Source organism: Mesorhizobium sp. M0802, assembly GCF_040320115.1.
Lineage (GTDB): Bacteria > Pseudomonadota > Alphaproteobacteria > Rhizobiales > Rhizobiaceae > Mesorhizobium.
Genome location: NZ_JAMYOY010000047.1, coordinates 1 through 6830, shown reverse-complemented (window position 1 = coordinate 6830; position 6830 = coordinate 1). Strand labels below are relative to the sequence as shown.

General features: G+C 61.3%; 5 protein-coding genes. 4 read left to right on the top strand and 1 reads right to left on the bottom strand.

Features of this window, described 5'->3' with window-relative positions:
- Positions 1 to 344 precede the first annotated feature (344 nt).
- Positions 345 to 1325, bottom strand: coding sequence for a GlxA family transcriptional regulator (locus NKI10_RS30665; protein WP_031194333.1), 981 nt, complete (start codon positions 1323 to 1325; stop codon positions 345 to 347).
- A gap of 95 nt (positions 1326 to 1420) precedes the next feature.
- Between NKI10_RS30665 and NKI10_RS30660 the strand changes: the two genes are divergently transcribed.
- Genes NKI10_RS30660 through soxG form a run of 4 tightly spaced genes read left to right on the top strand, consistent with a single transcriptional unit; the run spans position 1421 to position 6433 of the window.
- Positions 1421 to 2671, top strand: coding sequence for a sarcosine oxidase subunit beta family protein (locus NKI10_RS30660; protein ID WP_031194335.1), 1251 nt, complete (start codon positions 1421 to 1423; stop codon positions 2669 to 2671).
- An 18-nt stretch (positions 2672 to 2689) separates the two neighbouring features.
- Positions 2690 to 2965, top strand: a complete 276-nt coding sequence (locus NKI10_RS30655; RefSeq protein WP_031194337.1) for a sarcosine oxidase subunit delta — start codon at positions 2690 to 2692, stop codon at positions 2963 to 2965.
- Positions 2965 to 5931, top strand: coding sequence for a sarcosine oxidase subunit alpha family protein (locus NKI10_RS30650; RefSeq protein WP_352862599.1), 2967 nt, complete (start codon positions 2965 to 2967; stop codon positions 5929 to 5931). Before NKI10_RS30655 ends, NKI10_RS30650 begins: the two co-directional genes overlap by 1 nt.
- Positions 5924 to 6433 carry a sarcosine oxidase subunit gamma family protein gene (gene soxG / locus NKI10_RS30645; RefSeq protein WP_352862598.1) on the top strand — a complete coding sequence of 170 codons (510 nt, stop codon included), beginning with the start codon at positions 5924 to 5926 and terminating at the stop codon, positions 6431 to 6433. The genes NKI10_RS30650 and soxG overlap by 8 nt, the downstream gene beginning before the upstream one ends.
- Positions 6434 to 6830: the final 397 nt, after the last annotated feature.

Below are 6830 nucleotides of genomic sequence, written 5' to 3'. Positions count from 1 at the left end.
TCCAGGGAATCGGTGACGTTGAACATCACCAGCCTGCCATGACCGCCCTCTCTCAGCGAATTTGCAGAACTCTCAGCACACTACCGATGCTGTGACGAGGGCGATTGACCTATGGTTGCGCGGAGGGCTGTGATTGCCGTGCTGAAAGGTGCCGGGGCGCTCTTTCACTAAATTCAGACGCCCCCGAGGATGTTGTCAGACGATTCATTGACTACAGAGGCAGCACCTCGGCAGGCCTGGAGGCTATGATTGCGAGCAACTTCGAGACTGCAGTCCGCAACGGCCTTGAGGCAGCACTTGCCCGATCCTACTTGCTGGGGTCGGACGATGGCAAAGCCAATTGATCATCGCGTGCTTTCCCGTGTTTTGTCCCGAAGACGGCGCGGGGAATTCGAGAACCGATTTGAGAATGCTTTCGAAAAATGCCCAGGACTGGAAAATCCGGCGGCGAACGCGATCTCCGAAATTGACAGTGGGCTTTGCTCCAGAAGTCTGCGCGCGTGATCCAGGCGCACGTTTCGATAGGCTTCAAGAAATCCGATTTTCAAATGGTCCGCAAACAGCCGGTCAAGGTGGCGAATGCTGACGCCAGCGACCTTCGCCATCGCATCACGGGAAAGCGGATGTTCGATGGTGGCATCCATCTTTTCCAGGACGGCAAGCAGCGCTGGATGATGGGTGCCAAATCGCTCCGCCGACGAGCCGCGCTGTGGGGCGGTGGGTTCGCCGATTGCAGTATGGAGATACCAATCGCTGACGCGGCGAGCGAAATGCGAGCCCATCCGCTCGGAAATCATCGCATGCATCATGTCGAGGGGCGCGACGCCGCCACCGCAGGTGACCCGGTCGCCGTCTAAGACATAACGCGCCTGCCGGGGCGACAGATGTGGAAAGGCTTCCTTCAGAAGCTCGGCATGTTCCCAATGGATGGTGAAGTCCCGATTTTCCAAAAGGCCCGCCGCGGCCAGCAGGAAAGCGCCCGAAGATATGCCGCCAATCCGGGAGCCCTGGCGCGAGAGCTTGCGCAGCATCCCGTAAAGGCCGTCCCGGTCGACCCAGTCGTGACGAGTTCCACCTGCACATACAAACACGGTGTGGCAGGCTCCGCCCTTTGCCTGCAAATCATCGCAATCAATGGTGAGACCCGAAGAACTTCGCACCGGCTGGCCGCACGAAGATAGCGGAGTGACATCATAGAGCGGTACGCCGGCGATCAGATTGGCAGCGCGCAGCGGTTCGGTGGCGGAAGCATAGGACATTAACGCGAAATTCGGCACGAGCAGGAAGCCCATGCGCTGGAGAGATCTGGACTCATTCGTCGTCATGTCCCGATTTCATATCATTATGTCCCGTTTGGGCAATTCCAATAACCAAACATGACGTACGTTGCTGGATGACAGCTCCATCAACAGGCCATTCCATGCGGTATTCGGCTCTATCCGTGCTTCTCAACGGACTTCGTGGCAATAAGACTTGGACCCCTGCCTGGCGTGCGCCGGAGCCCAAACCCCACTACGACGTGATCATCGTTGGCGGGGGCGGGCATGGCCTAGCGACGGCCTACTATCTCGCCAAGGAATTTGGCGTCACCGACGTCGCAGTACTGGAGAAGAGCTATATCGGCTCCGGCAATGTCGGGCGAAACACGACAATCATCCGCTCCAACTACCTGCTGCCGGGCAACAACCCCTTCTACGAACTGTCCATGAAGCTCTGGGAAGGCTTGGAGCAGGATTTCAATTTCAACGCCATGGTCTCTCAACGCGGCGTGCTCAATCTCTATCATTCGGACGCGCAGTGCGACGCCTATACGCGGCGCGGCAATGCCATGCTGCTGCATGGCGTTGATGCTGAACTGCTCGACCGCGAGGCGGTCCGCGCCAAGCTGCCATTCCTCGATTTCGACAGTGCCCGCTTCCCGATCCAGGGCGGCCTGCTTCAGAGCCGCGGTGGCACGGTGCGGCATGACGCGGTGGCCTGGGGCTATGCGCGTGGCGCCGACATGCGCGGCGTCGACATCATCCACCATTGTGAAGTGACCGGCATCCGCCGCGAAAACGGCAAGGTAGTCGGCGTCGAGACCACGCGCGGCTTCATAAGCTGCGGCAAGCTGGCTCTCGCGGCGGCCGGCAATTCCTCGCGCGTCGCCGAGATGGCCGATATAAAGCTGCCGCTCGAAAGCCATGTGCTGCAGGCCTTCGTCTCCGAGGGCCTGAAACCCTTCATCGATTGCGTCGTGACCTTCGGCGCGGGCCATTTCTACGTCTCGCAGTCCGACAAGGGCGGGCTCGTCTTCGGCGGCGACATCGACGGCTACAATTCCTATGCGCAACGCGGCAATCTCGCCACCGTCGAGCATGTTGCCGAGGCGGGTAAGGCGATGATCCCAGGCATTTCCCGCGTGCGCGTGCTGCGTTCATGGGGCGGGATCATGGACATGTCGATGGATGGCTCGCCGATCATCGACCGCACCCATATCGACAATCTCTACCTCAATGCCGGCTGGTGCTATGGCGGCTTCAAGGCGACGCCCGCATCGGGCCTCTGCTTTGCGCATCTCATTGCACGCGGCACGCCGCACGAGACCGCTCGCGCCTTCCGGCTCGACCGTTTCGCGCGCGGCCATATTCTCGACGAAAACGGCCAGGGCGCCCAGCCCAACCTTCACTGATTTCCAGGGTACCTGAACATGGCAAGCCTTATTCCATGCCCTCATTGCGGCTCTCGACCGAAAGAAGAATTCACTGTGAAAGGGGCGGCACTCGTCCGGCCCGCACCCGATGCCGGAACGGGGGCGTGGATCGACTATGTCTATCTGCGCGACAATCCGCGAGGCGCCTATGAGGAATATTGGCATCATACCTCGGGCTGCCGGCGCTGGCTGGTGGTGAGCCGCGATACGGCCACGCATGAAATCTCGGGCTCCCGCGACGTTGTGCTCGACCTATCGGCGGAGGCGCTCTGATGTCCTCCTATCGACTGCCTAAGGGTGGCCTGATCGATCGCCAGGCACGCCTCGGCTTCAGCTTTGACGGCCAGTCGCTCACTGGCCATGCGGGCGATACGCTGGCTTCCGCCCTGCTCGCCAATGGCCGCCAGTTGGTGGGCCGCAGCTTCAAATACCATCGGCCGCGCGGCATCCTAACCGCGGGCGCCGCCGAACCGAATGCATTGATGACCATCGGCAGCGGAGGGCGCACGGAGGCCAATACCCGGGCTACGATGCAGGACCTTTACGACGGTCTCGAAGCCCGCAGCCAGAACCGCTGGCCTTCGCTCGATTACGACATCGGTTCGCTGAACGGCCTGCTCTCACCCTTCCTCGCCGCGGGCTTCTACTACAAGACCTTCATGTGGCCGGCGAAGCTCTGGGAAGGTCTCTACGAGCCCTTTATCCGCCGCGCCGCCGGTCTCGGCAGAGCGACCTACGAGGCCGATCCCGACCGGTACGAGAAGAGCTGGGCGCATTGCGACCTGCTGGTGATCGGCGCCGGCCCCGCCGGGCTGGCCGCCGCGCTGACCGCCGGCCGTGCCGGGGCACGTGTCATCATCCTCGACGAACATAGCCTTGCGGGCGGATCGTTGCTGTCGGAGACCGCCACCATCGATGGGGAAAACGCGCCGGCTTTTGCCAAGCGGCTCGCCGACGAGCTGGAAACGCTGCCGAATGTGCGCGTCCTGACCCGCACCACCGCTTTCGGCTGGTATGACGGCAATATCTTTGGAGCTGTGGAGCGCGCCCAGAAGCATGTGCGCAACCCCGATCCGAACAAGCCGGTCGAGCGCCTGTGGCGCATCATCGCCAAGAAGGCGCTGCTCGCCACCGGCGCCGAGGAGCGGCCTTTGGTGTTCGGCGGCAACGATATTCCCGGCGTGATGATCGCGGGTGCTATGCGCAGCTATCTCAACCACTTTGCCGTGGCCCCAGGCCAGCGCACCGCCATCTTCACCACCAATGACAGCGCCTACCCACTCGCCCGCGATCTCGAGGCGGCGGGTGTCCAGCTTACTGCAATCATCGATAGCCGCGCCGACACCCAGTTCGCCTATACCGGCAACGCTCGCCTTATCCAGGGCGCCGTCGTGTCCGACGCCAAGGGCGGCAAGACGCTCTCCAGCGTCAACGTCATGACCGCAAACGGCGCCACCGAAACCATCGCTGTGGATGCGCTTGCCATGTCCGGCGGCTTCAGCCCGATCATCCACCTTGCATGCCATCGCGGCGGCAAGCCGCAATGGTCGGATGCGCATGGCGCCTTCATGGCCCCATCTGAGACCAGGGGCCTCGCGCTCGCGGGCGGCGTCACGGGCACAACGGGATTGTCAGCAAGCTTTGCAGAGGGCGCCGCGCGAGGCGCTACCATCGCCCAAGACCTCGGGTTCGGCGCCCAACCATTCGACTCCGGTCCAGTCGATGGCGACATCATCTCTCCATCGGCCCGCCCGCTCTGGAATATTCCTGGCGTGAAGGGCAAGGCCTTCGTCGACTTCCAGAACGATGTAAGGCACATGGATCTCGGCCTTGCCGGGCAGGAAGGCTATGGCGATATCGAACTTGCCAAGCGCTACACGACATCGGGCATGGCCACCGACCAGGGCAAGCTCTCCAATGTCAACGCAACTGGCCTGCTGGCCGAAGCTCGTGGCGTTTCTCCCGCCGAAGTCGGCACGACGACCTTCCGGCCCTTCTACACGCCGATCAGCTTCGGCGCGCTGACTGGCCCGCATCACCGCAATCAATTCCAGCCAGTGCGCAAGTCGCCTCTGCATGACTGGGCCAAGAAGCAGGGCGCGGTCTTCGTGGAGACCGGCCTCTGGTATCGCTCATCCTGGTTCCCGCGGGCGGGTGAAACCAACTGGCGACAGAGCGTCGATCGCGAGGTCCTGAATGTTCGAACGAATGTCGGCATCTGCGACGTGTCGATGCTCGGCAAGATCGAGATCTGCGGCAAGGATGCGGCGGAGTTCCTCAATCGGGTCTATTCGAACGCCTTCCTGAAACTGCCGGTCGGCAAGGCGCGCTATGGTCTGATGCTGCGCGAGGACGGCTTTATCTATGATGACGGCACGACGAGCCGCCTGGCTGACGATCGCTTCTTCATGACGACGACCACGGCCTATGCCGCCGGCGTCATGAAGCATCTCGAATTCTGCGCTCAAGTGCTGTGGCCGGAGTTCGACGTGCGGCTCGCCTCGGCCACGGACCAATGGGGACAGATGTCCGTGGTCGGGCCGAAGGCGCGCGCGACGGTGCAGGCGATCGTCGATGATGATATTTCCGACGCTGCATTCCCCTTTCTTGCGGCAAAGGAAGTCTCGCTGTTCGGCGGTCGGCTGCATGGCCGCCTGTTCCGTATCTCTTTCTCAGGCGAACTGGCCTATGAGCTTGCCGTGCCGGCCGGTTATGGCGAGAGCGTCGCCGACGCCGTTCTCCAGGCAGGCAAGGAACATGGCATCCAGCCCTACGGCGTCGAGGCGCTCAGCGTACTGCGCATCGAGAAGGGCCATGTGACGCATAACGAAATTAACGGCACGGTGATCCCATCGGACCTCGGCTTCGCAAAGATGGTATCCACCGCCAAGCCGGATTTCATCGGCAAGGCGATGCTCGGCCGCGAGGGACTGGTGGCCGAGGATCGCCCGCGCCTTGTCGGCGTCGTGCCGCTCGATCCCGCGACCACATTCCGCACCGGCTCGCATATCCTCGCCAAGGATGCCGCTGCAACCTTGGAGAATGATCAAGGCTATGTGACCTCGAGTGCCTATTCACCTCATGTCGGCTTCACCATTGGCCTTGCGCTGGTCAGGCGCGGGCCGGAACGGCATGGCGAGGAAGTATTGGTGTGGAACGGCTTGTGCGGCGAATTCACAGCAGCGCGACTATGCAACACGGTTTTTGTCGATCCGCAGAACGAGAGGCTCCATGTCTGATTTACGCCTGACTCTTCACCCGGTGCTCGGCGCCAGGACTGCGGTCACCTCTGCGGAAGTAAGGCTCTCGGCGCTGCCCGAAGGCGCAATCGTCCATGTGCTTGCAGCGCCCGGAGAACAGGACCTGGGATCCTTCCTGGGCGGACTTGGCAAAGGCGGCGTCCGGGCCGTTTCGCCGGGACATTGGTTTATCGTTGGCGACGAGCCGATGACGCATTCCGCCATGAAGACGCTGTTCGAGACGCTCGAACCGCGCGCGACGGGCGTCGACCAGAGCGCCGGCCGCGTCCGTATTCGCATCGACGGCGAACAAGCAGAACGCATCCTATCAAAGGGTACAGCCATCGACCTTTCCGTCGCCTCCTTTCCCGTCGGCCGATCGGCAACAACCCTGATCGGCCATATCGCCGCTCACATCACTCGCATCGGCAGCGACTCCTTCGAGTTAATTGTGCTCAGGAGCTTTGCTGAGAGCCTTTGGGACGATCTCACAGATGACTAACGCTGAGTATCGATAGTTCAAAAATCTAGCGCAAAATTTGTATGTGATGCGAGTTTGCTTGCTCGCTTACTTGGCGGCTACCTTGCAGACGTCTCGTTCCAGGCCGTTTCGATTCTAAAGGCCTCAGAACCAAAGTCTGACGGGTTCCAGCGTCTTCAGGGAGGCGTAAAGATGTTCAAGATGAAGGTGGAAAGACGCCTGTTCAGTCTCTATCTAGGCCCTGGATTTCGTAGTGTGCTGAGAGTTCTGCAAATTCGCTGAGAGGGGGCGGTCATGGCAGGCTGGTGATTGTTCACGTCACCTGATTCCCGCGAAGGAACGCCACCATGACCAAGACAGAAGGTAAATCGACCAGCGCTGCCGTCAAAGACATTCTGCTTTCGAACCCGGAGGGGCT